This is a genomic window from Stenotrophomonas sp. YJH_SMC_119 (assembly GCF_059368315.1).
In genome coordinates this window covers 208,806-233,804 of the sequence record NZ_JCAFRP010000003.1, presented here as the reverse complement: position 1 = coordinate 233,804, position 24,999 = coordinate 208,806, and the positions used below count along the sequence as shown (strand labels likewise).

Sequence of the window (24,999 nt, the reverse complement as noted above, 5' to 3'; positions counted from 1 at the left end):
TTCCCTGTCAAGTGGCGGCAACCCTTGAGGCCTGAGGCGTAGCTGGAAGCTGCTGCGTTGGGGGGCGCACTCAGCACGGGCGCAGCGCCCGAGCTCATGTTTCTGCGTGCGCCCCCCTCAGGCAGGTGCGATGGAGCTGTGCGTTGTGCGACTACACCGCCGCCTCCATGGCATATGCGGATGACCGACCGATAGCGCCGCCCTGTATCAGCAAGGGCACATTGGAGACTCCATCGAGGAGAGGAAGGGGAGAGGCCTCCATGCCGAAGCTGCTCATTGCGGCGACCAGGCTGTTCAGCTCCCCATGTTCCGTCCCAGGTACCGTTGTCTTGCCGGTGCTGGGCCGCCAGGCCGCCTCGAGCGCTGGCTGCAGTGCCTGACGCTCGGCGGTGGTGAGCATATCTCCGTTGGACTTGCCCAGCTGCTGCATGGCCGAGAACAGCGCCTGCACTTCGCTGGCCTGTAGGAGCATGCCATCAGCTTCGATCGTTTCGACTCGGTGCTGGTCGCCAAGGAACCAGTTCTCGATGATGAGGGTCTCCTGTCCGCCCAACACCTTGATCGACAGATCGTTGGATCCGGTCGCACGCATCAGCCACAAGCGGTCGTGCGATACCCCGCTGAAGCGCGCGACGTCATGGTCGCCAGCCTGACTTTGAGTTTCCACGATGGTGTCGGTGCCATAGCCCGATCCCATGAGATAGGTGTCGCTGCCATCGCCACCGACCAGCCGGTCCCAGCCCTCGCCACCGTCCAGGGTGTCGTTGCCCCCGAGGCCATTGAGCGTATTCCCGCCAGAGTTACCGGTCATTACGTTGTCTGCCGCATTGCCGTTGCCGGTGAATCCATGGGAGTAGAGGAAGCTGAGGTTCTCCAGGTCCTCGCTCAACGTATAGTCCGTAGAAGCCTTTACCGTGTCGATACCCTCGCCGGCCAGCTCAACGATCCAATCGCCGGGATCGTCCACCACGTACGTGTCGTTGCCTCGCCCCCCTGTTAGGCCGTCCCGGCCTCCCTGGCCATCCAGCACGTCATCACCATCCATGCCCCACAGACGGTTGTTGCCGTAATCTCCGGTTATCACGTTGTCCAGCGCATTACCGCTTCCGTCGCCCCAGCCGCTCACCTGCAGATTCTCCAGGTGTGCGCCCAAGGTGTACCCGGAGACAGAGGTTCGCACCAGGTCAATACCCTCTCCGGCCAGCTCAACGATGACATCATCGTCTGCGCCGAGGTTGTACACATCATTGCCTGAGCCGCCTTCGAGGTGATCGCGACCAGCACCTCCAGTGAGCTCATCGTTGCCTTCGCCACCATATAGGTAATCGTCCCCCGAGCCACCCTCAAGCACATCCGCACCGGCCAGCCCCCAAATACGATTGGCCTTCTCGTTGCCGCGAATAGTGTTTGCGGTCGAATTGCCGGTCGCGTCGATCGCATTGGTGCCGCTCAGTGTCAGATTTTCAACATTCTCACTCAGCGTGAAGGTCACAGTAGAGAACACGCTGTCGACGCCCTCCCCGGCAAGCTCGATGACCTGATCGCTGGCGTGGTCCACACTGTAGCTGTCGTTCCCCTTGCCGCCATACATAAAATCGGCCCCGCCACCGGCATCGATCCGATCATTTCCTTCGTAGCCGTAGATCACATCGGATTTCCAGGTTCCGGTGAGATCTTCGCTGGAGGATGTGCCATTGATCAGCGATGCAGCCCCCACAATCGTGATGCTCGCGACGGCCTGCTGCCCGAATGCGTCCGTGGCGACGATGTGGACCCCGTAAGTAGAACTCCAGTCGCTTGGCGCTTGGCCGCTCAACGTGCGCGTCGTCGCGTCGAACTGCATCCATTCCGGCTGATTACGGGCCTCCCAGGTTAGCGACCCATTATCACTGAACAGATCGGCGGGGAGTGTGTAGCTGAAGATGCGGCCCGCCACTGCCGGGGCCGGCGCAAGCGTGCGATTGACGGTAGGTGCTGTGTCCAATCTTGCAAGCAGATCCTGCGTCGTCCAAGTGGTCCCATCGGCGAAAACAATTTCTTCGACTGCGCCGCCACTGAGCTCTCCGAAAGAGAGCTGATTATCCAAGGTGACGAGGTCATCAGAGCGGCCTGCGAAATGCAAGGTCAGTCCAATTTCGCCATTGCGGGTGACGACTACATCAGCCGGTGTCAGGCCTTCGCCCAGATACAGGCGATCGAATCCGCTTCCGTCCAGATCGTCATAGGGCGAGCCATAGGGCCATGCATCCATGATCGTATCGTGACCATCGCCTGCATTGAAGTGGAAGCTATCGTCACCGAAGCCACCTATGAGCGTGTCGTCACCAATTCCGCCATGCAGTTGGTCAGCGCCTTCCCCACCGCGGAGCATGTCGTCACCTGCCCCGCCATGTACGACGTCGTCCCCCAGGCCCGCACGAATGTTATCTCCGGCCGAACCGCCAGTGATGGTGTCATCCCCACCCATTCCATAGATGAACTCACCGTTGTCGCCACCGATCATCACCTCGGAGGCAGCAGTTCCCACGCGCGACTGTTCGGGTTCGCCGGTCTGGATGGCGTTTGCAACCACGTGGGCGTAGAAGTCGTCGGCAACCATGACGCTACCATCGGCAAATTCGACGCGATCTATCTCGCCCGAGCTGGTGACAGACGCCTCGGTATTGCCGAGCGCGGTATAGATATTGAAGACATCGTCCGTGCCCTTTATGCGGATGCTGAGGGATAGCCCGGTAAACATGTTGGTACCAAGGACAAACTCCAGATCAGACAGCGCTATACCGGGGCCAAGCCGCAGGGTGTCGGTACCATCATGGGTCCCGTAGCGCACCCAATCCACCTGGTTGCCACGTTGGAACAGGTAGGTGTCGTCCCCATCGCTACCACTCAAGTTGTCTTCGCCGGCACCGCCATCCATCAGCGCAGCGCCGTTACGTGCGTCTAGCGTGTCATTACCGTCGCCACCGTACAGCGTGTTGCTACCTTCATCACCGAAGAGGAAGTCATCGCCGTCTCCGCCGCGTAGGATGTCGTCATCCCTCCCCCCACTGAGCCAGTCGTTACCGGCCCCACCATCGAGAACGTCAGCGCCCGCCTGGCCTGACAGGGAATCATCACCTTCCCCCCCCGCTAGGGAATCCGGGGTTTCGTACCCAACCAGGACGTCATCACCAGAAGTGGGTTGGATCAGGGCTTCGCGGATCCATTGCTGAGTCAACACGCGGCCGTCATGGAAGTAGATGGAGGGCGCACTGCCCTCTTCCGCCTGCATGTAACTACGCAACGTCAGGGACCACTCGCTATTGCCAGGCATGCTGATGATCAGGTCATCACCACTGCGCTTCACAGCCACATGATCGAAGTCGATATCCGAAGCGAGGCGGATGATGCTGTCCGAATCACGGTCGTCGATGACATCATGTCCCGCGTCAACTTCGAAACGGTAGGCGTCCAGTCCCGCGCCACCCTGAAGAGTATCGTTGCCTGCACCACCCTCGAGAGTGTCGTTCCCGTCTCCGCCCATCAGCTGGTCGCTCCCCGCACCACCGCGAAGAACATCATCGCCCGTGCCGCCGTCCAGATAGTCCCATCCGTAGCCGCCCAGCAGGATGTCCGCGCCATCATCGCCGATCAAGCCATCGTCACCGTCTCCGCCCATCAGCGCGTCATTGCCCTCGCCTCCCTGCAGCGTATCCCCGCCAGCGCCCCCATCCAGAACGTCATTGCCACTGCCCCCGCCAAGGTAGTCCCAGCCTTCGTCTCCGTAGAGTCGATCATTGCCTTCGCCGCCCTCGAGGCGATCATCTCCACGTCCGCCGTTGAGCACGTCATCACCTACGTCACCGTTTAACGCGTCGCCGCCGTCGCCACCGTTGAGCACATCATTGCCCGTGCCGCCAGACAGTTCGTCGTAGCCCGCGTCGCCCGACAAGGTGTCGTTTCCGTCATCGCCGAACAGCCGGTCATCATCGTCGCCGCCAGATAGGCGGTCGTCACCGGCATCGCCACGCAGTTGGTCGATGCCCCCTCCGCCGTTGAGGCTGTCATTGCCGCTTCCACCGAACAGGGCGTCGTTACCCTCGCCGCCGTAGAGCTGGTCATTGCCGCCGTTGCCCTGGAGGCGATCATCACCCTCCCCGCCATCCAGAAAGTCGTTTCCATGGAGGGCTTCAGGCGTGAACCAATCATCTCCGAATAGATCGTCGTTTCCGGCCCCACCAGACAGTGTGTCGTTCCCCTCGTTGCCTATCAGGAGGTCCTGGCCCGCGCCGCCATCCAACTCGTCGTTTCCGGTAGCTCCAGGCGAATATACTGCATCAAGACTGTCATTGAGCCGATCTCCCCACAACTGGTCATTGCCATTGCCGCCGCTCAAGATGTCGGCACCACCCTGTCCATAGATGAGGTCGTTGCCCTCGCCACCATCGATGATGTCGGCCCCCGCAATGTTGGCGAGGCCCGAGACATCACTCATCACCTGCATCAACTCGGGGTTCAATGCGGCTAGCGAGTCGCCAAGGATGAGGTCGTCATCATTGCCACCATTGATGAGATCCGCATCATGCCCGCCGATCAGCACATCGTTCCCCGATCCGCCATTGATTACGTCGTCTCCTTCGCCTGAAGCGACGGTGTCAGCACCCGCGCCAGCATCAATGACATCGCTGCCATTGCGATATTGGTTCGCGTCAAGCTGGCGCCAGATTTCCTCGCCGCGGTACCCCCATGCATAGACCTCCAGCCCCCCAAGCCGGCCAAGCCTGTCGCTTGGGTCGAAGGCTTGGTTATCCTTGTATCGAGCAAACCATCCATCGCCGTAGGCGTGGAGGAGTTTCCCAGCATACCGGCTTTGGAAATACTCCAATGACATCCCCATCTCTTCGGCACTGCGCCAGTTCATTACGAACGAACCGTTCAGGATGATATCGTTTCCGCTGCCTGCGACAATGTGATTCTCGCCCGGCCCGCCTAGCAGCAAATCGTCGCCATCGCCCCCGTCGATGTAGTCATCCCCGTAGCCACCATCGATGCCGTCGTTTCCCTCCATCCCGCGGATGTTGTCGTTGCCGCTGGGAACGCCATACGGATCTCCGTCGCGGCCCACAAGATCATCGCCACTGGTTTCCGCGATCGGGTTTTCCGGAGTTCCAGGCTGGTTGTAGGTGGGCAGAGTGATTCCTAAATGTCCGTCGGCCCACCTTTCCACCACGATGCGGCTGTTGGTTGCACGGTGCACGATAATCAGCGATCGCGTTCCATCTTGATTGAGCGCACCGAGCAGCACGTTGAACTTGTCATCTGCGGTTCTCCAGTAGAAGCCCTGGACACCATATCTGTGCACCGCGCCACTGCCGAGATCGGTACCGAACGCCGCGCCATTGAACAGGATGACGCCCTGCCCATCGCTATCCACGATAATGTCGCGGGTCGCGCCTTCGGCGAAATCCTCGTCCTTGAACTCATAGGTGTCCACCCCGTTGCCGCCATACAGTCGGTCACTGCCGGTGCCCCCCCACAGTTGATCGTTGTCCTCCCCGCCCTCCAGTACATCGTCGCCGCCGTGGCCATCCAGTATGTCATTGCCGGAGCCGCCACCCAGAACGTCTGCGAGCGCATCGCCGTACAGGCCGTCGTTGCCACCGCCGCCACCGATGACGTTTGATTTCCCGGTAATTCCAAACACTTGGTCGTTTCCAGGAGTGCCGAACAGTGCCGCAAGCTCGGTACCATCGAATTGCTGGAAGCCCTGCCCATAGAGCTGATAGCAGCGCTCGACCATATAGCGCATCTCACTGTCACCGAATATCCGTTGGAAGCCGGCCGATGCAGAATCCTCGAATGCGTCTTCTACCAGCCCGACTATCCCTGTCGCTGTCAAAAGTGGGCCGAGATACGGGAAGCGGCCTAGGGTCGCGTCGATTAAGGTACCGACGACTCCCATAGTGAGCACGGTCGCCATCGTGCTGTAGTCGCCATCGCGCGCAGCAATGATGAGGTCCCCGACGTCCAGCGCCGTCTGGATTGCCCCTCCTGTAATACCGACCATCTCGCCAATGGTGCCGGCTGTTCCAGGGAGTTTGATTGCCGTCGCCTGCTCAAGAATGCCAAGCACATCACTAAGCTTGTCGACGTGCAGGCGTCCATCATCGTGGATGCGCTCCACGATGTTCTCGAAGCTATCAAGATAGGTCGCTTGCAGCGATTGCCATGCCGGATCGCCGGCGAGATCGGGGATCTGCCCGAACATGCGGACCAGCTCGATCGCCTGTGCACTTGCCCGTGCATAGGCTTCATTGATGCGCAGAGCGACCTCTTCATCGGGCGAACTGTTGCCGAGAGCCGAAATCTCTATCCCGGCCTGTTTCAACTCCCGTCCGTACAATGCCGCCAACTGACGGGACAGGCCAACCAAGAGTGACTGCATCTGCACTGCCGTGTACGTCATTTTCTTTCCTTGGAGTCGAGATGGAAATGCGATCGGACCGATTGAAACGGAATGCAGCCATTGCCGGCTATGAAGTGATGATCATAGATACGGGCTCTTGTGAGAATGGCGCGAGGCCGGTGCGTGTGCGCGCGGCGGCGCGACGGACTTTCAGGCCTGGCATGTGACTCGAACCAGAGCCGTAGCGGGGGCAAAACCAGCACATTGCATGCCGGTTATATTGAACAGAATCAATGCCTTCCCCTTTTTTTCATCGTGGCAGCCCCTGTCTCCCCGGCGCATATTTGCATGCGGGCTGCGTACTCGGCAATGGGGAGATTTTGCAGGCGTTGGTCGTGATCAGTCCGCCAGCTACTGAGCTAATGTTGCAGGGCCTCGACTGCACAAGTTCGACGAGGTAAACACCGCACCCTGCGTGACCACCTCCACACGCATCCCGAGCCCAGGAAGCCCGCTGACACTCTCTGACACCGCTGCATGCAGATCCAGCATCGCCTCGACCGCACAAGCCGCCGTAGCCCCAGTCACCAAGCTGGTCGCGTCTTCGGAGGTGGATGTGTGATTTGCCGGGCAATGTAGAGCGCGGCATCGGCCTCACAGCAGCTGTCCAATACGGGCCAGAAGATGAGCGCCCCTCTACCCCCGATAAACATCCCTTATCGCGATTGGACTGACTTGGCAGGCAAAACGGGTTTTTGCGCAATCTCCAGCCTACTCACATTGTCCACTGGCACAAGAACTGCAGCTTTCTGTACCGGGTCCCAAAGCACATAGCTATCACCCAAACGACCCACTAGGCCCAGGCGGCCTTGCACCTTCTCATCAATGGTCACATTGACCGTGTACTTGCTGCTGCCAGAAGTAATCGCCTTGGCGCGTTCGAAGCCAAGCCAGTTTGACGAGATCGGGACATAGACAATCACCACGAGCGCATAGAGCAGCCACCGCGAGTCCTTCACGGCGGCCGGCAACACTGGGGACAGGCGTACTGCCATTGCACATATGCCCGTCAGCGCTACACCTATCAAAACGGGCCAGGCATTGGACCACCAAAGCAACGCACCCATTCCAACAAGACAAAGAGCCAGGATCAGCCACATCAGCAGATTGGCTTGGGACGGCGTCGCTGTCACCTTCCCCTCGACCCACCCTCCAAGCAGCAGCGCAATCAGTATGAAGAACAACACCATGCCGATCCCAGCAAGCCCTGCCAGCGCAAGCTCACTCACCGCAACAAACTGAAAGGGATCCAGGCCGAAGTGCCCCCAATACGCCTTCAGATAGAAGGCCCCTTGAATCAATCCGAACGTGACGAGCGCCGAACCCCATCCAGCAACATCAGCCATCGTTAGCTTCTGCGTACTTTCCATGTATCCCCTTCCATCAATGCAGCCCCGCCACATAGTGGCATGCTGCGCTCCATCTCGCAGAATCCAATCCCATTAACGTGACGCGTCACGCCCCGGCCGCCCCGCCCCATTGGCGCCCCACCCCTCCCCCACTATAGTTCCACCCCTCACAAGGACGAGGCGGCACACATGCCCTATATCGGAATCGGACTCCACGTACTGGCGGCCATCTACTTCGCGGTGCACGCCATCCGCTCGGGCCAGAGCCTCTACTGGCTCATCCTGCTCTTCTCGTTCCCGCTGCTCGGCAGCGTCGTCTACTTCCTGGCGATCTATTTTCCGGAAGTCCGCCACTCGCGCGGCGCCCGGCAGGTCGTCCGTTCCGCCAAGCAGCTCATGGACCCGGGCCAGGACCTTCGCAACGCCCGTACCGAACTGGCGCGCACGCCGACCGTGCAGAATCGGGTTCGCCTGGGCATGACGCTGCTGGATGCCGGCCAGGCCGAGGAGGCCAGAACCCTGCTTGAGCAGGCAGCCAGCTCGCCGCTGGGCGACGATCCCTACATCCTGACCGGCCTTGCCCGTGCCCGCCTCGAGTCCGGGCACGCTGCGCTTGCGGTGGAGACGCTGGACGGCCTGTTCGCACGCCACCCGGACGTGCGCCGCAAGCCGGAACAGACGCTGCTTTACGCGCAGGCACTGGCGGCCGCCCAAGCACCCGGCGCCCGCGCCGCATTCGAGCGCGCCGTGGAATGCGGGAACGATGCGGCCGCTCGCTGCCTCTACGCCGAATGGCTGATGGCGCAGCCGCAACCCGACGATCGCGAGCAAGCCCGCAGCCTGTTCGCCAGCATCATCGACGATGCCCAGCATTGGTCGCGCCACGCACGGAGCCACAATGCGACCTGGCTGGAGCGGACCAAGGTTGCGTTGAAGGCCTACTGACGCCTGGCAGCCTTTGGCAATCCTGTCGCATTCGCCTCGCTCGCGGCCTCGCCGGGCGCATGCCGACACTCGCTAGGCTTGCACCACCGACATCGCCGATAGCCTTGCAGTGCAAGGCTCCGGCCCCATTGAGCCGTATACAACGATTCTGAAAATGTTGAATGTGGTGACGGCATCGGCCTTACTGCATTGGCATCGCGCACAGCCGGGCGTATTCCTTTGCATGCCACCGAAAACAGGTGGCCGGGATTCGAAACCCCGGTAGTTCGCTGAAGTAAACGCTTGCCAGCCGGCATCACCCTGTGTGGTGCCGGCTGGCAATCCGTCGGCCGGCTATGGCGGGCGGTGCGTGGAGGCCTTGTGCCTGCCGGTTCAGCGAACACCGGGTTTCGAACCACGCATCGTCCGCCACCTTTATCGGTGGCGGCTTCTGCATGCACGCAAGGAGCCCAGCCATGACCCAGCCCCACTCCCCTGCCCCGCACCCCATCCACGACGCGCCTGCCAATAGCCCTGCGCTGGACCCGAACACCCTCATCGCCCTGCTGCACAGCATCGGCTCCGGCGCCGCCTCCGATGGTCAACCGTGGCCAGAGCGCCATCAGATGCCGGGCCGGCGCATCGCCTTGGCGGATACCGATTGCTCGCTGGCCGGGCTTCGCGTGGTCCTGGAGATTCTGCTCGCCGCGCAGCGCGCCCGCGAAAATGGCGAGCTGGAGCAGTATGTCGGCCCGCGCGTGATGGAGGGGCTGATCATGGCCGGAATCGGCCTTACCGCACACGCCAGTACCCGACTGCATCCGGAGGGCTGAGTGGGGTGGTGCCGCTGGGCGGCCAACGCGCTCTGTCTTGTGGTGGTGGTTGCGGCACAGGCGCTGTGGCCGGCGCCGCCGGTGCCCTCGCCTGTCGCGTTCCAAAGCATCAACGATGATCGATTCTCACAACTGCGCCGCCAAGCCGTGCAGTTCGTGGAGGCTCGGCCACGACAGGGCTTCCAGTTCGTTGAACGGCAACGGGATGTCGCTTTCCAGATTCGCTGCAACGGCGTTCCGGTGCTCTTGCTGGAGAGGCGCCCGCAACATCTGCTGTTGTGGACCTCGCTGGACGCGAGGCAGCGGGCGCCCGCCGTTGTGCGGTTGCGGGCGCTCCTCCAATGGCAGGTGGAGCCGTTGGATTACCTGGAGCAGGTACTGGCTGGCGTGCCGGAACCTGTTCTGTTGGATCGGGTGCTGCAGAGTCTTGCCAGTGATGTGCCTGATGGGGCGCGATGTGGCATGCCGTAGTCGAGCATGGCCCGACTCTACAGGGCTGCGGGCAGCGAGGGTTCGGGCTCCAGCCCTGCCGCTCGTCACCTGCGCGACAGGCATTGGCCCAGTGATCATGCGGGTCACCTCCCTGCATCGATCCAGCCCGCATCGCGCGCATGCGCTAGATCTTCTGGCGTATCGATATCCAGGCCCAGTTCCGGCGCCTGTAGGACATGCACCATATCGACAGGAAGTTGCCGCAGGCGCGCTCCGAAGCCCCGGTCACCGGCTGCACCGACAGGGGTGAACCAGGCGCGCGGCACTACCGCGGGAACGCCAAGCGCGTGTCCTTGACGGGTGCCAGCACACCCTGACGCCGCGGCGCGGGCGCCCGAAAGCAGCGCCTGCAGATGGGAGCGCTCGATTGCGGGCTGGTCGCATGCCACGACCATCACCGCGGTCACCGTGGGCAGCAGGTGCGCGCCGGCAACCTGCAGGCTGCTCGCCAGGCCGCGTTCCCAGTGGTGGTTGGTTACCGGAGTGGCATCCAGCCCGGCAATGCTGGATGTCACGGCCTGTGCGTTCGCGCCCACGACGACCAGGACCTGCGCTGGCGCGAGCTCCCGCGCCAACCGCACCACGCGATGTACCAGGGTTTCGCCCTGCCGGGTCAGAAGCTGCTTGGGCTGGCCAAGTCGGGTGCTCCCGCCGGCAGCCAGCACGACGACCGCATGCGCGTCAGTCACCTGCCGTGCGCGCTTCGCCATTGCTGCAGCTGCGCGGCGATGCTGAGCGAAATCGCCTCTGGCCCTCGGCCGCCGATGTTCAGGCCGACCGGTGATTGAAGTCTCGGGGACAGGCGGTGGCGCTGATCCGGTGTCAGCAGCTTGAACAGGTCCTCGCGCCTTCGCCGCGGACCCAGCAGTCCAATGAACGCAACTTTGGTATCAGCCAGGGCCACCAGCGCCTCCCGGTCCAGTTCGAAATCGTGATGCATCACCAGTGCCGCGTCGCACGGGTCGCCATGAAGGGCCTCGGCCGGGCTGGTCTGAAGATGCGCATCCGCGCACTGCCCGGCTGAGGCCCAGCGCGCTCGCCGTTCGGCCACGCTGACCCGCCACCCCAGGCCCCGCAGCAACGGAACCAGGGAGGGCGTTTCGGGACCGCCCCCCAACACCAGGGCCCGCGGAAGCCGGAGCAACGGCAAATGCCATGCGCCCTCGCCAAAGGGCTGCGCACCCTCCATCGGATGCAGCTGCCACGCCTGCTCGCGATGGCCGGCACGGAAAACAACCTGGCCCGACGTGCGAAGGTCGCGCCGGAGTGACACGCCCTCGCGCAGCCAAGCCTCGATGACGGCGTCGATGCCGGACATGGCACGCAATGGCAGTAGCGCAATCCGCAGCCGGCCGCGGCAGCCGAGCGCGGACCCACTCAACAGGTCGTCGTCACTGCGGGTGTCGATCTCGATCCAGTCGACCCGGCCTGCAGCGCTCACCTGCTCCGCGCGTCGCGCGAGCTCCGGCTCCAGGCATCCGCCGCTGAGCCAGCCGACCTGGCTGCCGTTGCAGAACAGCACCATGTCGCCGGCACCGGCGTAGGTGGAGCCATCGGTTTCCAGCACCAGCGCGAGCACGGCGTGCTCCCCCGCGCGCACGCGCGTCAAGGCCGTCTCGAGCACGCCGCGCGGGCTGCCTTCGGTGAGGAAGCCCGGCGGTGCGGACAGGTCCTCGGCAAGATCGCCGGGCTCCCCTCCGCCCGCGGCGGAGGCCTCCAGAGCGGTCGAGGCTGCGGGTCGGTCCATGCGCAACGTCAGCCCACGTCGGGCAAGCCGGGCAGCAGCTTGTCCAGGGTAATGGGATAGTTGCGCACGCGCACGCCGGTTGCGTTGTAGACCGCATTGGCGATCGCGGCGCCAACCCCGCAGATGCCCAGTTCACCCACACCCTTGGCCTTCATCGGCGAGATCACCGGATCCAGCGTGTCGAGGAAGACCACTTCCTGGTACGGGATGTCGGCATGCACGGGAACCTCGTAGCCGGCCAGGTCGTGGTTGATGAACAAGCCAAGCCGTTTGTCGACCACCAGCTCCTCCATGAGGGTCGCGCCCGCACCCATCACCATCCCGCCGATGACCTGGCTGCGTGCGGAGAGCGGATTGAGGATCCGGCCGCCATCGCATACGGCAAGCATGCGGCGGATGCGCGTCTCTCCCGTGTAGGCATGCACGGCGACCTCGCAGAAATGCCCTGCATAGGTGCCGACGTCGTAACCTTGCTTGAAGTCGCCGAAGGCAATGCCGTCCTCCGCCGACAGTGTGCCCGCCTCCGCCAGCTTGATGGTCCGCCCACCCGCCTGGATGCGGCCATTGGCGAAGTCTGCGGTGTCTCCGTCGAAGCCCAGTTTCTCGCCCACCTTGCGGCGCAGGCTGACGCACGCCGCGTACACGCCTGCGGTGGAGCTCGCCGCGCCCCACTGGCCGCCGGAACCGGCGGAGGCGGGATGACGGGAGTCGCCGAGGGTCACCTGGACCCGGTCCAGAGGCACGCCCATGGTCTCGGCTGCCGTCTGCGCGATGATCGTGTAGGAGCCGGTGCCGATGTCGGTCATGTCGGTCTCGACAATCACCCCGCCCTGGCCGTCAAGCCGGACTCGCGCCGCCGACTTCATCGTCGGTGCGCCGCGATAGCCCGCAGACACGCCCATGCCGACCAGCCAGTCCCCTTCCCTGGCCTGCGCCGGCCTGGGGTTGCGCTTGCTCCAGTTGAAGCGCTCCGCGCCTTCGCGCAGGCAGCGCACCAGGTTGCGGTCGGAGAACTTCTTGGACGGATCGCCGGGTACCACCTCGGGCTCGTTGAGGATGCGGAACGCGATCGGGTCGAGGCCCAGCTTCTCGGCCATTTCATCCATCGCTACTTCCAGCGCCATGTGGCCCGGTGCTTCGCCCGGTGCGCGCATCGCATTGCCTTCGGGCATGTCGAGCGTGGCGATGTAGTTCGCCACCAGGCGGTTGGCGCCTGCATAGAGCTTGGGCGTCTGCAGGGTGCCGTTCTCACCGTCCTCGCCGTTGATGTTGCCCGACCAGTTCTCATGGGCGATGGCGGAGATCCGGCCATCCTTTCCGCAGCCGATCCGCACGCGCTGGAGGGTGGCGTGCCGGTGCGTGGTGTTGTTCGGCATCAATGGGCGTTGCAGCGCGATCTTCACCGGCCGCCCGACCTGCTTGGCCGCCAACGCGGCCAGCACCGCGTCGGCACGGATGAACAGCTTGCCGCCGAAGCCGCCGCCGATATAGGGCGAGTCCACACGCACCTTGGCAGGATCGATGCCGAGGATCGCCGCCATGCCCTGCCTGGCCCAGTCGATCATCTGGTTCGCCGTCCACAACGTGAGCGTGTCACCCTCCCAGGCGGCGATGGTGGCGTGCGGCTCCATCATCGAATGACTTTCGTCGGAGGTGTGGTAAGTCTCGTCGAGCTTGACCGCCGCGCTCGCGTAAGCGGTGTCGAAATCGCCGAGCGTCTGCCGGTCGGGCTTGCCGCCGCGCCCCTTTGCCAGCGGCGCGGACGGTGCCAGGGCCGGGAAATCGAAGCGGCCCTTGCCGCGCTCGTAGCGGGTGCGGATCAGCGCCGCGGCGGCGCGGGCCTGCTCGAAGGTCTCTGCCACCACGCAGGCGATGGCCTGATGGTAGTGGGCCACCTCGGCTCCGCCGAACAACGGTGCATTGTTCCAGTTCGATGTGCCGACCGGCTTGGTTTCCGGTGCGGTGATGACCGCCAGTACGCCAGGCGCGGCACGTGCGCGGGACGCATCCATCGAAATGATGCGCCCCTTGCTGATGCCCGCACCGACGATGTAGCCGTAGGCCTGGTTCGGCGCCACGTCATGGCGCTCGTAGGCATAGGGGGCGGTGCCGGTGGTCTTGCGTGGACCGTCGATGCGCGGCGTCGACTTGCCGACGACCTTGGCCTTGTCGAACAGGTTGTCGCCGGCGGGGGCGTTGAATTCAAGGGGCATCAGCGCTCTCCTTCCACCAGCACCGCTGCGAGGGTGCGCTCGGCGAGCGCGATCTTGAACGCGTTCTCCGGCGTCGGACGGGCACCGGCGAACACCTGCCGGGTCGCGGCCTTCACGCCGTCGCGCAGCAGGGGTTCGGCTGCCTCGACGCGCCACGGCTTCGGCGCGACCCCACCGAAGGCGAACCGCGCCGAGCCGTCACGCTGCACGACCGCGGCGACCGACACCAGTGCGAACGCATAGGACGCGCGGTCCCGCACCTTGTGGTACACGTGCCGACCGCCCAGGGGCTCCGGCAGCGTGACGTGGGTGATCAGCTCACCGCGCTGCAGCACGTTGTCCTGCTGCGGCCTGTCGCCGGGGGAACGATGGAAATCGGCAATCGGGATGCTTCGCGTACTGCCGTCACCCCTGACGGTCTGGATCGAGGCGTCCAGCACCCGCAGGGCCACCGCCATGTCGCCCGGATAGGTCGCGATGCAGCTGTCCGAGGTGCCGATCACGCCCATCTGCCGGGAGAACCCCTCGAGTGCGCCGCAGCCGGATCCGGGCAGGCGCTTGTTGCAGGGCAGATTGGGGTCGTAGAAATACGGGCAGCGCGTGCGCTGCAGCAGGTTGCCGCCGGTGGTGGCTTTGTTGCGCAACTGCCCGGAGGCGCCTGCCACGATCGCGCGGGTCAGCACCGCGTAGTCGCGGCGCACGCGCTCATGCGAGGCCAGCGCGGTATTGGTGACCAGCGTGCCGATGCGCAGGCCACCCTCGTCGGTGGGTTCGATCCTGTCCAGGCCGATGTCCTGCACATCGACCAGGTGCGCTGGCGTCTCGACCTCCAGCTTCATCAGGTCGAGCAGGTTGGTCCCTCCGGCCAGGAACTTCGCGCCCTCGGTACCGGCGACGGCCCTGGCGGCCTCGGCCGGGGATTTCGCGCGTTCGTAACTGAAGGCCCTCATGCGCGCCTCCCTGCAGAGGTCACGCCAGCGACCTCTGCCATCGCCTCGGCAATGTTGGAATAGGCGCCGCAGCGGCAGAGGTTGCCGCTCATGCGTTCGCGCATTTCCATGTTGGTGGCCCGGGGCCGTGCGCTGACGTCCGCCTGTACATGGCTGGGCACACCCCGCTTGATCTCGTCCAGGACCGCCACCGCCGAACAGATCTGCCCCGGCGTGCAATACCCGCACTGGTAGCCATCATGCTTGATGAAAGCGGCCTGCATCGGATGCAGGTCATCGGGAGTTCCGAGGCCTTCGATGGTGGTGATGGCATCGCCCTGGTGCTGCACCGCCAGGCTGAGGCAGGCATTGATGCGCTCACCGTTGACCAACACGGTACAGGCACCGCATTGACCGTGGTCGCAGCCTTTTTTCGTTCCGGTCAGCTTCAGATGTTCGCGCAGGGCATCGAGCAGCGTGGTCCGGGTGTCCAGTTCAAGTTCCCGCCGCTTGCCGTTGACGGTCAATGCCACCGTGCTGATGACCGGCGGCCTGGGCGGCGGGGGCGCCGCCAGTTCGGCGGCGAGCGATGACGCCCCCGGTGCGGCGGACATCGCCACGGTCGTGACGCCGCCGGCGATCACCTGGCGACGCGTCAACTTCATTCCTTCATCACAACTTGGCACAGTGACCTCCTGGCGTTCGGGGAAACCCCGTGGCTGGATGGACGCGCTCACACTACCGAAGGGCTACTATGCCCCTCTGCGGGGTACAGACCTGTGAAGTCGGCGAAATGTGCGAACATGATGCAGCAAGCCCGAAGAAATCGGCTGCATCCAGCCACAGCGCGGCACTCTTGAGCCATGCGTATGCCTCACTGGATGACTCACAGTCCTGTTTGTCCCTCAGCATGAGGAACATGATGGCCCGACGCTACAAAGGCGTTCGCTGGGAGGGCTCGGGTTCGTGGATGGAGCCCTCCAACAAGGCAACGTAGGTATCAAGCCTGGTGCGAAGGCCGATCAGCATCCAGCCCAGCAGGTACAGCAGCACCATGGCGAAGATCAGTAGTGCACCCAGCGGGCCAACATCGAAAGCGCCCGCCCAGTCGCCCCATTTCCATCCGCGGAACTGCAGGTAGAGGGCAATCAACAGCGGGAATGGTCCCAGCCGCTGCAGGCCGCCATACATCATGCCCATGCGCTCAATCATGTTTGTGCGCAAGGTGCTGACGAACTTGAGTCGCCGCTCGCGCTGGACGCGCGGGAATCCGCGAAGCTCGGTCACCACCGCTTGCCAGTGAGCGAAGTCTTCATCCATCTCCCGGGCGTGCGAGAGCCGCGGCTGGCTGAACTGGCGAATGCCCCTGCGGGCGGCCAGTACGCCACCGACAATGAACCCTCCTACTTCGATTGCCAGGCAGGCAACAACCACCTGGAGCACTACGCCAAGAGGCAGCCATCGATCCGGAAGCTGACCCATGAGAATGCCGACGATCGCCGCACCCACGCCGATGCGAAACGCCCACGTCTCCACCCTGCCCGCCTTGGGGTAGATGCTGTGCTCAACCAGTCCCTGCACCCGCTGGTAGAGCCAGTGGAATGTCAGTTCCTGCGAATCGGTCTTTGCCGGCGGATCGAATCCGCCCCCTGCCTGCATGTCCATTGCATCCCCTGCCCCACCGGCCAGGTTGCCGGCGCCACCATCGTAGCCGAGCGGGGTTGTGGCGGAATACGGCCTAGCCGTGTAATCGTCAGGGCCAGGACCTTCCCGGAGTCGAGCATGGCTCGATTCTACAGAGGCGGAGCCTGCGGGCCGACCCGAACATGCACCACATGGCTGACGCCGCGATGGAACATCTTGGCGTATGGGCAGACGCGTTCGGTGTTGCGAACGAGTTCGCAGGCCAGGTTCTCATCCATGCCGGGAAGATGTACCACGATCTCGGCCGACAGCAGGTACAGCCCATCTGCCGGATCACGGGCGAAGGTGACCGCCACTTCGATGCTGGGGTTGTGCAGCAGCAGGCCGGCACGCGCGGCCACCAGCACCATGGCACCGTGGAAGCAGCCAGCGTAGCTCGCGGCCAGCAGCTGCTCGGGATTGGCGCCGCCGCCAGGCCCGCCGAGTTCCGGCGGCAGGCGCAGGTCCACCGCCAGTGCACCGTCGTCCGACCGCACGACGCCGGACGCCCGCCCGTGCTGGGCCTGGCCACCGCTCACCCGCACGCGGCCGGTGTACAGCGGCTTCACGTCGTCGCCCTGGTAACGGTCCAGCATGGCGGGCGAAGGAGGCTTCAGCTCGGTCATTGCGCGGCTCCATCAGGCGCAGCTGCGGCAGGCGATCGATTCGCCGCTCAGGCAGGCTGCCGCTGCAACAGGCCGGACTGCTGCAGCCAGGCGTCGAAATCGACCTGCCCCAGCCACGCGTGTCCGACCGGCACCAGCGTGTCGATCTGCAGCGGCGCGCCGAAGTACAGCGCCTGGGCATCCGCAACGACCTGCCGGGAATCACCCGTCAGTTGCAGATACTGCCTGGCCAGATCCGCCATCGCGCTACGCTGCGGCCCGGCGATTTCCAGCACGCCATTGGCCGGCGGCTGCTGCGCGATGCGTGCCACCGCTTCGGCAACATCCTCGGCGGCAATCGGCTGCACGTCGGCGGCCGGCAGCCGCAGGGTCTCCCCATCGCCGGCGGACTGGATGATGCCCGGCAGGAACTCGAAGAACTGCGTGGAATGGATGATGGTGTACGGCAGGCCCGAGTCGCGGATCAGGCGCTCCTGGGCGATCTTGCCGCGGAAATAGCCACTGGCTGCCAGCATGTCGGTGCCTACGACGGAAAGCGCAACGTGGTGATGTACGCCGGCACGGATAGCGGCCGCAAGTATGTTGTGGCCAGCGGTCACGAAGAACGAAAGCACTGCCGCATCTTCGAACGAGGGCGAGTTGGCCAGGTCCACCACCACGTCGACGCCGTCCATGGCGGCATCCAGACCTTCACCGGTCAGCACATCCACCCCGGTCGAGGGTGCTGCCACCACGATCTCATGCCCGGCTACGCGCAGGCGTTCCACCACCTTGCTGCCGATGCGGCCGGTACCACCGATGACGAGGAACTTCATTGCGTATCTCCTGGAATGTAGAAGGGCTACCGGATGTGGCCGGGCGCAGGCATCGTAGGTAGCGCGGGCGCGAGGCAGTAGGTCCATGGCGGGCCGCGCACTGTTGCCCGGCACGCACCAATACGCTCAGGCCCAGCCAGGCCGTGCGCCTGGGTTCAGAGGGGGGGCCTGCTGGCGCGCTTCCCAGTGCGAGATCACATCCAGCTCGAGCGCGCGCACCCGCTGCGTGCTGAAGTCGATGAAGGCCCGCACGCGCTTGGGCAGCTGGCGGCGGCTGAGGTAGCACAGGTAGTGGCCGCGATCGAGCGGCGCATGCCGATCCAGGCAGGTCACCACCCTGCCCGCCCACAGCGCTTCACGCACCTGATAGCTGGACAGCTGGGCGATGCCGAGCCCGTCGATGACGGCCTGCAGGGCCAGGTCGGCATCGTTGAACACCAGTGCGGAAGGCGGCTGCAGGTGCACTTCGGCACCGTCGACACGGAATTCCCAGGGCTGCATGCGTCCGCCCGGCAGGCGCCGCCCGATGCAGGCATGCGTGGGCAGCGCGTCCACCGACGCGGGTAGGCCGTGCACCTGCACGTACGCCGGTGATGCACATACGACCAGCTGCATCGGCACCAGCTGCTTGGCGATCACCTGGCTGTCTTCCAGCAGGCCGTCGCGAAACGCCACGTCGATGCGGTCACCGGCCAGGTCGGGGGCCTGCTCGTCCAGCAGCAGTTCCACGGATACCTGCGGGTAATCGGCGCGGAATGCGGCCAGCAAGGGCGCGATCACCCGCCGGCCGAAGCCGTGGCTGGCACTGATGCGCAGGTGCCCGCGCGGCGGACCTTCGCGCAGGTCGCGCATTTCCTCCAGCGCCTGCAGGATGCAGGTCACGCCCGGGTTGCAGCCCTCCAGGAACAGCTCGCCTTCGCGGGTGAGCGTGGTCGAGCGCGTGGTGCGCAGGAACAACCGCACGCCCAGCTGGCTTTCCAGCTTCTGCACGCTGCGGCTGACGGCCGAGCGGCCGATGCCGAGGCGGTCGGCCGCGCGCGCGAAACTGCCCTCGGACGCCACTGCAATGAAGGCCAGCACGCCGGCGTAGCTGGTGGAGAAGGACGCATTGAGCGCATCGTGGCCGTCGCTGGCCGGGCGGGGTGTTGCGGCGTTCATGGGTGGCCTGGCTCCAGGCGGGCACGTTGTGCGTGCAGGTGGCTCCGCGCCAGCGCCAACCGTTGCCTGCACGCGGCAAGATCGAGCCCCAGCAGGGGCACGATGTCCTCGAATCCGGCGCCCAGCACGTCGTGCAGCAACAGCACCGCACGTGCATCGGGCGGCAGTTCGCGCAATGCGGTGAGGAAGGCCTGCCAGACCTGTTCGCTGGCAGGGCGCGATGCGGTGCGCAGGTGCGATGAGGTGTCCATGCCCGGCAGACGGCCGAGCATCGCCCGCTGTGACAGGACATTGGTGCTTTTCATGCAACAGCGTGCGGCCCGGCCCCCGCCTACCGGCGTTGCGAATGCAGGCCTAGCCTCGCTGTGCCCTTCACACGCTACAGGAACACACCATGACCGCACGCCTGGATTACGCCGCGCAATCCCCCGAACTGTTCAAGAAGCTCGGCCTGTACTCGCATGCCGCCCACACCGCCTCGATCGAAGCGGCCATCATCGATCTGGTCAACATCCGTGCATCGCAGCTCAACGGCTGTGGTTTCTGCCTGGACATGCACGTGAAGGAGGCCGCCCTGCGTGGTGAGCGCCCCCTGCGCCTGCATCACCTGGCGGCATGGCGTGAATCGACGCTGTTCAGCCCGCGCGAGCGCGCCTGCCTGGCCTGGACCGAAGTACTGACCCAGCTGCCGGCGCAAGGCGTGCCCGACGAGCTGTACGCGCGCGTGCGCGGCCCGCTGTCCGATCAGGAAATGGTCGACCTGACCCACGCGGTGATGGCGATCAACGCATGGAACCGCGCCAACGTTGCCTTCCGTACCACGCCCGGCACCCTGGACGCGGCCTTCGGCCTGGACAAGGCCGGTCTGGCCTGACCCTCCCGCCGCTGCCCCATGCCGCGGCCCTCCTCTACCGCCTTGGAGACCTGCCATGCGTCGTTCTGTTCTGGCCCTGTTTGCGCTGCTGCCACTGTGCGGCGCTGCCGCCACCCCGCCCCCTGCAGCGCCCGAGCCCCGGGTGCGCGAGGTGATGACCCGCGCCCTGCCCGAGCAGCCCGGCAAGGAAGCGCTGATCCTTACCGTGGAGTACCCGCCCGGTGGTGCTGATCCTGTCCACCGCCACGATGCCCATGGCTTCGTCTACGTCCTGGAAGGACGGATCGTGATGGGTGTGGCCGGCGGCAAGGAGGTCACCCTTGGCCCGGGCGAGGCCTTCCATGAAGGCCCGGCCGATCTGCACACCGTAGGCCGCAACGCCAGCGCTACCGAGCCGGCGAAATTCGTGGTGTTCCTGATCAAGGACATCGGCAAGCCGGCGGTGCTGCCGCCGCACTGATTGCACGTCCGGCGCTGGCACCAGCGACAGGTTCCCGGGTGTCACAATCCGGGGACCTGTCCCGTCTACGCTGGCATGGACGATTCCACTGCGCTGTTCTCCCGCCTCCGCCCGCGCCTGTTCGGCGTGGCCTACCGCATGCTCGGGTCTTCGCACGAAGCCGAAGACGTGGTGCAGGATGTCTGGCTGCGCTGGCATGGCGCCGACCGGTCACAGATCGAGAATCCGGAAGCCTGGCTGGTGGCGACCACCACCCGTCGTGCCATTGATGGCCTGCGCCTGGCCCGGCATGCGCGCGAACACTATGTCGGCATGTGGTTGCCCGAGCCGCTGCTGACCGATGACACCGCCACGCCCGAGTACGTGCTGGAAACCGCCAGCGATCTGTCGGTCGCCTTCCTCAGTGTGCTGGAACGGCTGGCCCCGGATGCGCGTGCGGCTTTCCTGCTGCACGATGTGTTCGATCAGGATTACGCCGTGGTCGCGCGCACCCTGGACAAGACAGAGGCCGCCTGCCGGCAGATCGTGCATCGCGCGCGCCAGCAGCTCAGGCAGGAGCGCCCGCGCTACAACGTCCCGCAGGACGTGCACCAGAAACTGCTGCGCCGCTTCGCCGAGGCCGCGTCCAGCGGCGATTTCCGCACGATGAAGGCGTTGATGGCCGAATCGGCCGAACTGGTGGGAGACGGCGGCGGTATCGTCACCAGCTTCCCTGGGCCTTTGCTCGGCGGCGCACGCATTGCCCAGCTGCTGTATGCCCCGCACCTGCGGCGCAGCGCGCAATTGCGGATGGTGCCGGCCATGCTCAACGGACGGTTGGGACTGCTGCGCTATTTCGATGGCGTGCTGGAGGCGGCGATGGCCTTCGAGACCGATGGCGAGCGGATCACGCAGGTTCTGGTGCAGCGCAACCCGCGCAAGCTGCAGCGGTTGGCTCGCCCGACCGCCATCCAGTAGTTCCACGCCAGCTAGGGATGGGGTCCGTTGTCGGCCGCCCTTGCGGGATTCGAGCGGGGCGCCGATGCGCCCCGTCGAAAACTCCTGCTTGCGCTGTATCCGCAGGATCCGATCAGAAGTCCCAGAACACCGGCACCCAGCGGAACGTCTCACCCTCCAGCGACACCCGGCCCACTGACGGGAACGGAAGATGCGTGGCCACCAGCATTTCGCCGGTGCCGGCCAGGTCCTTCAGCAGAGCGATGCGTACGCGTGCGGATTCCTCCGGATCGTGCTCGAAGCCGTTGTGCCAGTTCGGCTGGTCGAAGCCGACCGCGAACACCGCGTCACCGGCAAAGGTCAGGGCCTGCCCCGCGGACGCTACGCGCACTACGCAGTGGCCCGGGGTATGCCCACCGGTACGGCGGGCCGTTACGCCCGGCGCGATCTGCTGTTCGTCCTGGAAAGTATGCACATAGCTGCTGTACTCGGCCCAGAAGTGCTTGGCCGTGGCGCGTAGCGCATCGGGGAAACCCTGCGGCATGTTGGTGCGGCTGAAGTCCGGCGACTTCCAGAACTCCACCTCCGCTGCGGCCACGTGGATCTTCAGGTCCGGGCGCAGCTGTTCCTTCACACCTTCAACCAGCAGCCCGCCGACGTGGTCCATGTGCATGTGGGTGATCACCACATCGGTGATTTCGCCCAGGTTGATACCGGCAGCACCAAGGCGACGGATCAGCTGGCCGGCGCGCGGCAGCTGCAGGTCCGGGTCCATGCCCAGGCCGGCATCGATGAGAATGGTGCGATCCCCGCTGTGCACCACCATCACGTTCAATGCCCAGTCGAAGGCATCCTGCGGCAGGTACATCTCTTCGAACCATTCGGCACGGTCGGCCGCCGGTACGTTGTGGCCGAGCATCTGGGTGGGCAACGGCAGGACGCCATCGCTGATCACCAGCACTTCGACGTCGCCCACTTTCAGGGCGTAGCGCGAGGGCACCAGTTCATCGAGGGCGGGGGCAATGGGCGCGGCGGTGTTTTCCATACTGAACATGAGGGATCTCCACGAAGAGCCATTTGGCGGGCAGCAATGCAAGGCTGGCGCGAACGAATCCGGGCACTTTCCCATGGCGCAGGCAGTGACATTGCCAGGGCACGGTTGCCTGGCAGGCCAGCGCTGCGGAGTTCATGGGGAAGACGGGCCACTGCGCGGGCAATGGGCCCGGAACACGGCAGGTGCCGTGTGGGATCAGCCTAGGCAGTACGCGGTATGTGCGGTATCTCCGTGAAGGGGTACGTCATGTTGCGTTCCGGGAAGCAATGCGGAACCGGCTGCAATGTCACCATTGCAAGCGCCTCTGGCTCGTTCGGTAGTGCGCAGGCCCAGGTCGGGCAGCTTCGGATGATCATCCAGTCGACCCCACTGTGGGTCCGTGCAATCAGGACGATCTATCAAGAAATTCGGACTTGTCATATCCCTGGCGCCTGATCGCGGGCGCAAAGTACGTCTCACCACCCACCCATGAGAGTTCCCCGCATGAACACCTTCACCCGTGCCCTGGCCGTTGCCGCCCTCGCTCTCTCGGTCCAGGCCGGCCTGTCCGCGCAGGCCGCCGAACCGGCCACGCCGGCGGCAGTCACCAGCATCGCGCGCACCGCCAGCTACATCACCACCGCCGATGGCGTGCAGCTGTACTACAAGGACTGGGGCCCGAAGGACGGCCCGGTCGTGACCTTCAGCCACGGCTGGCCGTTGAACTCGGACAGCTGGGAATCCCAGATGATCTTCCTGGCCAATCATGGCTACCGCGTGATCGCGCATGACCGTCGTGGCCACGGTCGTTCCAGCCAGCCGTGGGACGGCAACGATATGGATCACTACGCTGATGACCTGGCCACGGTGATCAATACGTTGGACCTGCACGATGTGACCCTGGTGGGTTTCTCCACCGGTGGCGGCGAGGTGGCGCGCTACATCGGCCGGCATGGCACCGGGCGAGTGAAGAAGGCCGTGCTGATCAGCTCGGTGCCGCCGTTCATGCTGAAGACCGCCGACAACCCCAACGGCCTGCCGATCGAAGTGTTCGATGGCATCCGCAAGGCACAGATGGACAACCGCGCCCAGTTGTACAAGGACATTCCGTCGGGCCCGTTCTATGGCTTCAACCGCCCGGGCGCGAAGGTGTCGCAGGGGCTGATCGATGCGTGGTGGGCGCAGGGCATGCAGGGCGGCCACAAGAACACCTACGATTCGATCGCTGCGTTCTCGGCCACCGACTTCCGCGCGGACCTGAAGAAGTTTGATGTGCCCACCCTGGTCATCCACGGCGACGACGACCAGATCGTGCCGATCGATATCTCAGGCCGCCAATCGGCAAGGCTCATCAAGGGCGCCAGGCTGATTGTCTACCCGGGTGCGCCGCACGGCCTGACCGACACCCACAAGGACAAGGTCAACCAGGATCTGCTGGCGTTCCTGCAGGAAAAGTGAGTGACCGGGGCTCTGTTGTGATGGCAGAGCCCTTCCTTCCCAGAAGCAGGGCTGGCACCGGAGAAGCGCCGGGTGCCGCGTCAGTGCACGAGTGCGGGCGTAGGATTTCAGGCCAACGATGGAGCGTGTTCCGCACTTTGATGAAGGGTTAACCTCCAACGGAGGACACTGCGCCCTCACGGCTCTTCTCCGGCGCAGAATCCTTTGCTCCCGTGTCCAGCCCAAGACGACACGGCCATGCACCCTCCCAATGCCTTCCGGATCCATGCGATCCAGCCCCTTCTTGCGCGCAATGGCGCCATCGTTCGCCTCGATCAGTTGCGATCCACCTGCAAGAGCTGCGGCTTGCGCTCATCAATGACTCAGGACGAGGGCATCAAGACGAGTCCATCGGGTACGACGCTCACGTGCCCAGCGTGCGGTGCCACGGGGCTGATGGACGAGGTGGAGATATGGCACCACTGGCTCGAACAGTGCCGGCGTGAGCGGATGCTGGCGCTCTTCGATCCCGCGACTCACGAACCACTGGAGCCTGGTGTCCCCGAATGAGAGCGGCTGTCATGGACTCTTCGGCCGGCGCCTCAGCGCCGCGCCTCAGCCGTCGCCCGGGTGCCGCCCCGCCAGGCTGCCCATCGTGAAGGCGTAGCCGGCCTCCTCCAGCAGCGCTCTCATGCGCAGCTCCACGCGCCTGGGTGAAAGCAGGCTGTTGGGCGCATACAAGGCGTAGACATAGCCGGCGCCGTCGATGATTTCACGGCGCACGGCGCAGTCGTTGGATTCCGCCGCCTCGGACCAGACAGACATCAGCCTGGCCGGACTGATGGACTGCCCGTTGCGAAGGCGAAAGAACAGCCAGCGCACTCCCAGGGAATGGGCTGGATTCAACCTAGCCACTGAGAGCCTCCAATGCGCCGGAAGAGATCCGTGAGAACCTCAGGATCCAATCGTGGATGCTCGTCTTTTGAAGATCGCGGAAGGTCAATGCGCGCGGCACCCTTCACCAGTGCAGGCAGATCGGACTGAA

At 64.5% G+C, this 24,999-nt stretch carries 21 protein-coding genes; 7 read left to right on the top strand and 14 right to left on the bottom strand.

Annotated features, from left to right (window positions below; all coding sequences use genetic code 11):
• Nucleotides 1-151: 151 nt before the first annotated feature.
• On the bottom strand, nucleotides 152-6,445 hold the full coding sequence (locus AC5P6S_RS07065) for a calcium-binding protein (RefSeq protein WP_065183803.1): 6,294 nt from the start codon (nucleotides 6,443-6,445) through the stop codon (nucleotides 152-154).
• 656 nt (nucleotides 6,446-7,101) lie between these two features.
• Nucleotides 7,102-7,815, bottom strand: coding sequence for a hypothetical protein (locus tag AC5P6S_RS07060; RefSeq protein WP_060380239.1), 714 nt, complete (start codon nucleotides 7,813-7,815; stop codon nucleotides 7,102-7,104).
• A 168-nt stretch (nucleotides 7,816-7,983) separates the two neighbouring features.
• On the opposite strand from AC5P6S_RS07060, the gene AC5P6S_RS07055 reads away from it, so the two are divergent.
• The 3 genes from AC5P6S_RS07055 to AC5P6S_RS07045 all read left to right on the top strand — a co-directional run bounded on the left by AC5P6S_RS07055 (nucleotide 7,984) and on the right by AC5P6S_RS07045 (nucleotide 10,022).
• The gene (locus tag AC5P6S_RS07055; protein ID WP_060380238.1) at nucleotides 7,984-8,739 is read left to right on the top strand and encodes a tetratricopeptide repeat protein; all 756 of its coding nucleotides are present in this window, start codon (nucleotides 7,984-7,986) and stop codon (nucleotides 8,737-8,739) included.
• A gap of 455 nt (nucleotides 8,740-9,194) precedes the next feature.
• Nucleotides 9,195-9,551 carry a hypothetical protein gene (locus AC5P6S_RS07050; protein ID WP_065183593.1) on the top strand — a complete coding sequence of 119 codons (357 nt, stop codon included), beginning with the start codon at nucleotides 9,195-9,197 and terminating at the stop codon, nucleotides 9,549-9,551.
• Nucleotides 9,552-10,022 (top strand): hypothetical protein, encoded by a 471-nt coding sequence (locus AC5P6S_RS07045; RefSeq protein ID WP_065183592.1) that lies wholly within the window; start codon nucleotides 9,552-9,554, stop codon nucleotides 10,020-10,022.
• Nucleotides 10,023-10,126: 104 nt separating this feature from the next.
• On the opposite strand, the gene AC5P6S_RS07040 is transcribed toward AC5P6S_RS07045, so the two are convergent.
• The 10 genes from AC5P6S_RS07040 to AC5P6S_RS06995 all read right to left on the bottom strand — a co-directional run bounded on the left by AC5P6S_RS07040 (nucleotide 10,127) and on the right by AC5P6S_RS06995 (nucleotide 19,519).
• Nucleotides 10,127-10,753, bottom strand: coding sequence for a nucleotidyltransferase family protein (locus AC5P6S_RS07040; protein ID WP_065183591.1), 627 nt, complete (start codon nucleotides 10,751-10,753; stop codon nucleotides 10,127-10,129).
• On the bottom strand, nucleotides 10,729-11,790 hold the full coding sequence (locus AC5P6S_RS07035) for an XdhC family protein (RefSeq protein WP_065183590.1): 1,062 nt from the start codon (nucleotides 11,788-11,790) through the stop codon (nucleotides 10,729-10,731). The genes AC5P6S_RS07040 and AC5P6S_RS07035 overlap by 25 nt, the downstream gene beginning before the upstream one ends.
• 8 nt (nucleotides 11,791-11,798) lie before the next feature.
• Nucleotides 11,799-14,003, bottom strand: a complete 2,205-nt coding sequence (paoC, locus tag AC5P6S_RS07030; RefSeq protein WP_065183589.1) for an aldehyde oxidoreductase molybdenum-binding subunit PaoC — start codon at nucleotides 14,001-14,003, stop codon at nucleotides 11,799-11,801.
• The gene (locus AC5P6S_RS07025) at nucleotides 14,003-14,953 is read right to left on the bottom strand and encodes an FAD binding domain-containing protein (protein WP_021202434.1); all 951 of its coding nucleotides are present in this window, start codon (nucleotides 14,951-14,953) and stop codon (nucleotides 14,003-14,005) included. Before AC5P6S_RS07025 ends, paoC begins: the two co-directional genes overlap by 1 nt.
• On the bottom strand, nucleotides 14,950-15,597 hold the full coding sequence (paoA, locus tag AC5P6S_RS07020; protein ID WP_044570199.1) for an aldehyde dehydrogenase iron-sulfur subunit PaoA: 648 nt from the start codon (nucleotides 15,595-15,597) through the stop codon (nucleotides 14,950-14,952). The genes AC5P6S_RS07025 and paoA overlap by 4 nt, the downstream gene beginning before the upstream one ends.
• A gap of 268 nt (nucleotides 15,598-15,865) precedes the next feature.
• The gene (locus AC5P6S_RS07015) at nucleotides 15,866-16,597 is read right to left on the bottom strand and encodes a hypothetical protein (RefSeq protein WP_049396019.1); all 732 of its coding nucleotides are present in this window, start codon (nucleotides 16,595-16,597) and stop codon (nucleotides 15,866-15,868) included.
• Between the two features lie 128 nt (nucleotides 16,598-16,725).
• Nucleotides 16,726-17,241 (bottom strand): OsmC family protein, encoded by a 516-nt coding sequence (locus tag AC5P6S_RS07010; RefSeq protein WP_012480266.1) that lies wholly within the window; start codon nucleotides 17,239-17,241, stop codon nucleotides 16,726-16,728.
• Between the two features lie 47 nt (nucleotides 17,242-17,288).
• Nucleotides 17,289-18,056: an SDR family oxidoreductase gene (locus AC5P6S_RS07005; protein ID WP_012480267.1), complete on the bottom strand. Its 768-nt coding sequence runs from the start codon at nucleotides 18,054-18,056 to the stop codon at nucleotides 17,289-17,291.
• Nucleotides 18,057-18,182: 126 nt separating this feature from the next.
• The gene (locus tag AC5P6S_RS07000; RefSeq protein ID WP_495204540.1) at nucleotides 18,183-19,214 is read right to left on the bottom strand and encodes a LysR family transcriptional regulator; all 1,032 of its coding nucleotides are present in this window, start codon (nucleotides 19,212-19,214) and stop codon (nucleotides 18,183-18,185) included.
• Complete coding sequence (locus AC5P6S_RS06995) at nucleotides 19,211-19,519, bottom strand: sigma factor-like helix-turn-helix DNA-binding protein (protein WP_109336853.1); 309 nt, start codon at nucleotides 19,517-19,519, stop codon at nucleotides 19,211-19,213. Before AC5P6S_RS06995 ends, AC5P6S_RS07000 begins: the two co-directional genes overlap by 4 nt.
• Nucleotides 19,520-19,608: 89 nt before the next feature.
• On the opposite strand from AC5P6S_RS06995, the gene AC5P6S_RS06990 reads away from it, so the two are divergent.
• The 3 genes from AC5P6S_RS06990 (at nucleotide 19,609) to AC5P6S_RS06980 (ending at nucleotide 21,505) form a co-directional block, all read left to right on the top strand.
• Nucleotides 19,609-20,088 carry a carboxymuconolactone decarboxylase family protein gene (locus AC5P6S_RS06990; protein ID WP_495204539.1) on the top strand — a complete coding sequence of 160 codons (480 nt, stop codon included), beginning with the start codon at nucleotides 19,609-19,611 and terminating at the stop codon, nucleotides 20,086-20,088.
• A 55-nt stretch (nucleotides 20,089-20,143) separates the two neighbouring features.
• On the top strand, nucleotides 20,144-20,548 hold the full coding sequence (locus AC5P6S_RS06985; RefSeq protein ID WP_109336854.1) for a cupin domain-containing protein: 405 nt from the start codon (nucleotides 20,144-20,146) through the stop codon (nucleotides 20,546-20,548).
• A gap of 75 nt (nucleotides 20,549-20,623) precedes the next feature.
• Nucleotides 20,624-21,505 carry an RNA polymerase sigma-70 factor gene (locus tag AC5P6S_RS06980; RefSeq protein ID WP_109336855.1) on the top strand — a complete coding sequence of 294 codons (882 nt, stop codon included), beginning with the start codon at nucleotides 20,624-20,626 and terminating at the stop codon, nucleotides 21,503-21,505.
• A 112-nt stretch (nucleotides 21,506-21,617) separates the two neighbouring features.
• On the opposite strand, the gene AC5P6S_RS06975 is transcribed toward AC5P6S_RS06980, so the two are convergent.
• Nucleotides 21,618-22,538, bottom strand: coding sequence for an MBL fold metallo-hydrolase (locus AC5P6S_RS06975; protein WP_109336856.1), 921 nt, complete (start codon nucleotides 22,536-22,538; stop codon nucleotides 21,618-21,620).
• Between the two features lie 483 nt (nucleotides 22,539-23,021).
• Here AC5P6S_RS06975 and AC5P6S_RS06970 point away from each other — a divergent pair, with 483 nt between their 5' ends.
• Nucleotides 23,022-23,975, top strand: a complete 954-nt coding sequence (locus tag AC5P6S_RS06970; RefSeq protein ID WP_495204538.1) for an alpha/beta fold hydrolase — start codon at nucleotides 23,022-23,024, stop codon at nucleotides 23,973-23,975.
• A gap of 594 nt (nucleotides 23,976-24,569) precedes the next feature.
• On the opposite strand, the gene AC5P6S_RS06965 is transcribed toward AC5P6S_RS06970, so the two are convergent.
• Nucleotides 24,570-24,869, bottom strand: coding sequence for a hypothetical protein (locus AC5P6S_RS06965; RefSeq protein WP_012480275.1), 300 nt, complete (start codon nucleotides 24,867-24,869; stop codon nucleotides 24,570-24,572).
• Between the last annotated feature and the right edge of the window lie 130 nt (nucleotides 24,870-24,999).

Excerpts from the sequence above, each read along its gene's own strand:
- AC5P6S_RS07025 (WP_021202434.1), bottom strand. The coding sequence starts at position 14,953 with ATGAGGGCCTTCAGTTACGAACGCGCGAAATCCCCGGCCGAGGCCGCC.
- paoA (WP_044570199.1), bottom strand. The coding sequence starts at position 15,597 with ATGAAGTTGACGCGTCGCCAGGTGATCGCCGGCGGCGTCACGACCGTG.
- AC5P6S_RS06980 (WP_109336855.1), top strand. The coding sequence starts at position 20,624 with ATGGACGATTCCACTGCGCTGTTCTCCCGCCTCCGCCCGCGCCTGTTC.
- AC5P6S_RS07055 (WP_060380238.1), top strand. The coding sequence starts at position 7,984 with ATGCCCTATATCGGAATCGGACTCCACGTACTGGCGGCCATCTACTTC.
- AC5P6S_RS06985 (WP_109336854.1), top strand. The coding sequence starts at position 20,144 with ATGCGTCGTTCTGTTCTGGCCCTGTTTGCGCTGCTGCCACTGTGCGGC.
- AC5P6S_RS07005 (WP_012480267.1), bottom strand. The coding sequence starts at position 18,056 with ATGAAGTTCCTCGTCATCGGTGGTACCGGCCGCATCGGCAGCAAGGTG.
- AC5P6S_RS07015 (WP_049396019.1), bottom strand. The coding sequence starts at position 16,597 with ATGGACATGCAGGCAGGGGGCGGATTCGATCCGCCGGCAAAGACCGAT.
- AC5P6S_RS07060 (WP_060380239.1), bottom strand. The coding sequence starts at position 7,815 with ATGGAAAGTACGCAGAAGCTAACGATGGCTGATGTTGCTGGATGGGGT.
- AC5P6S_RS07010 (WP_012480266.1), bottom strand. The coding sequence starts at position 17,241 with ATGACCGAGCTGAAGCCTCCTTCGCCCGCCATGCTGGACCGTTACCAG.
- AC5P6S_RS07040 (WP_065183591.1), bottom strand. The coding sequence starts at position 10,753 with ATGGCGAAGCGCGCACGGCAGGTGACTGACGCGCATGCGGTCGTCGTG.
- paoC (WP_065183589.1), bottom strand. The coding sequence starts at position 14,003 with ATGCCCCTTGAATTCAACGCCCCCGCCGGCGACAACCTGTTCGACAAG.
- AC5P6S_RS07065 (WP_065183803.1), bottom strand. The coding sequence starts at position 6,445 with ATGACGTACACGGCAGTGCAGATGCAGTCACTCTTGGTTGGCCTGTCC.
- AC5P6S_RS06970 (WP_495204538.1), top strand. The coding sequence starts at position 23,022 with ATGAACACCTTCACCCGTGCCCTGGCCGTTGCCGCCCTCGCTCTCTCG.
- AC5P6S_RS06990 (WP_495204539.1), top strand. The coding sequence starts at position 19,609 with ATGACCGCACGCCTGGATTACGCCGCGCAATCCCCCGAACTGTTCAAG.
- AC5P6S_RS06975 (WP_109336856.1), bottom strand. The coding sequence starts at position 22,538 with ATGTTCAGTATGGAAAACACCGCCGCGCCCATTGCCCCCGCCCTCGAT.
- AC5P6S_RS07050 (WP_065183593.1), top strand. The coding sequence starts at position 9,195 with ATGACCCAGCCCCACTCCCCTGCCCCGCACCCCATCCACGACGCGCCT.
- AC5P6S_RS07000 (WP_495204540.1), bottom strand. The coding sequence starts at position 19,214 with ATGAACGCCGCAACACCCCGCCCGGCCAGCGACGGCCACGATGCGCTC.
- AC5P6S_RS06995 (WP_109336853.1), bottom strand. The coding sequence starts at position 19,519 with ATGAAAAGCACCAATGTCCTGTCACAGCGGGCGATGCTCGGCCGTCTG.
- AC5P6S_RS07035 (WP_065183590.1), bottom strand. The coding sequence starts at position 11,790 with ATGGACCGACCCGCAGCCTCGACCGCTCTGGAGGCCTCCGCCGCGGGC.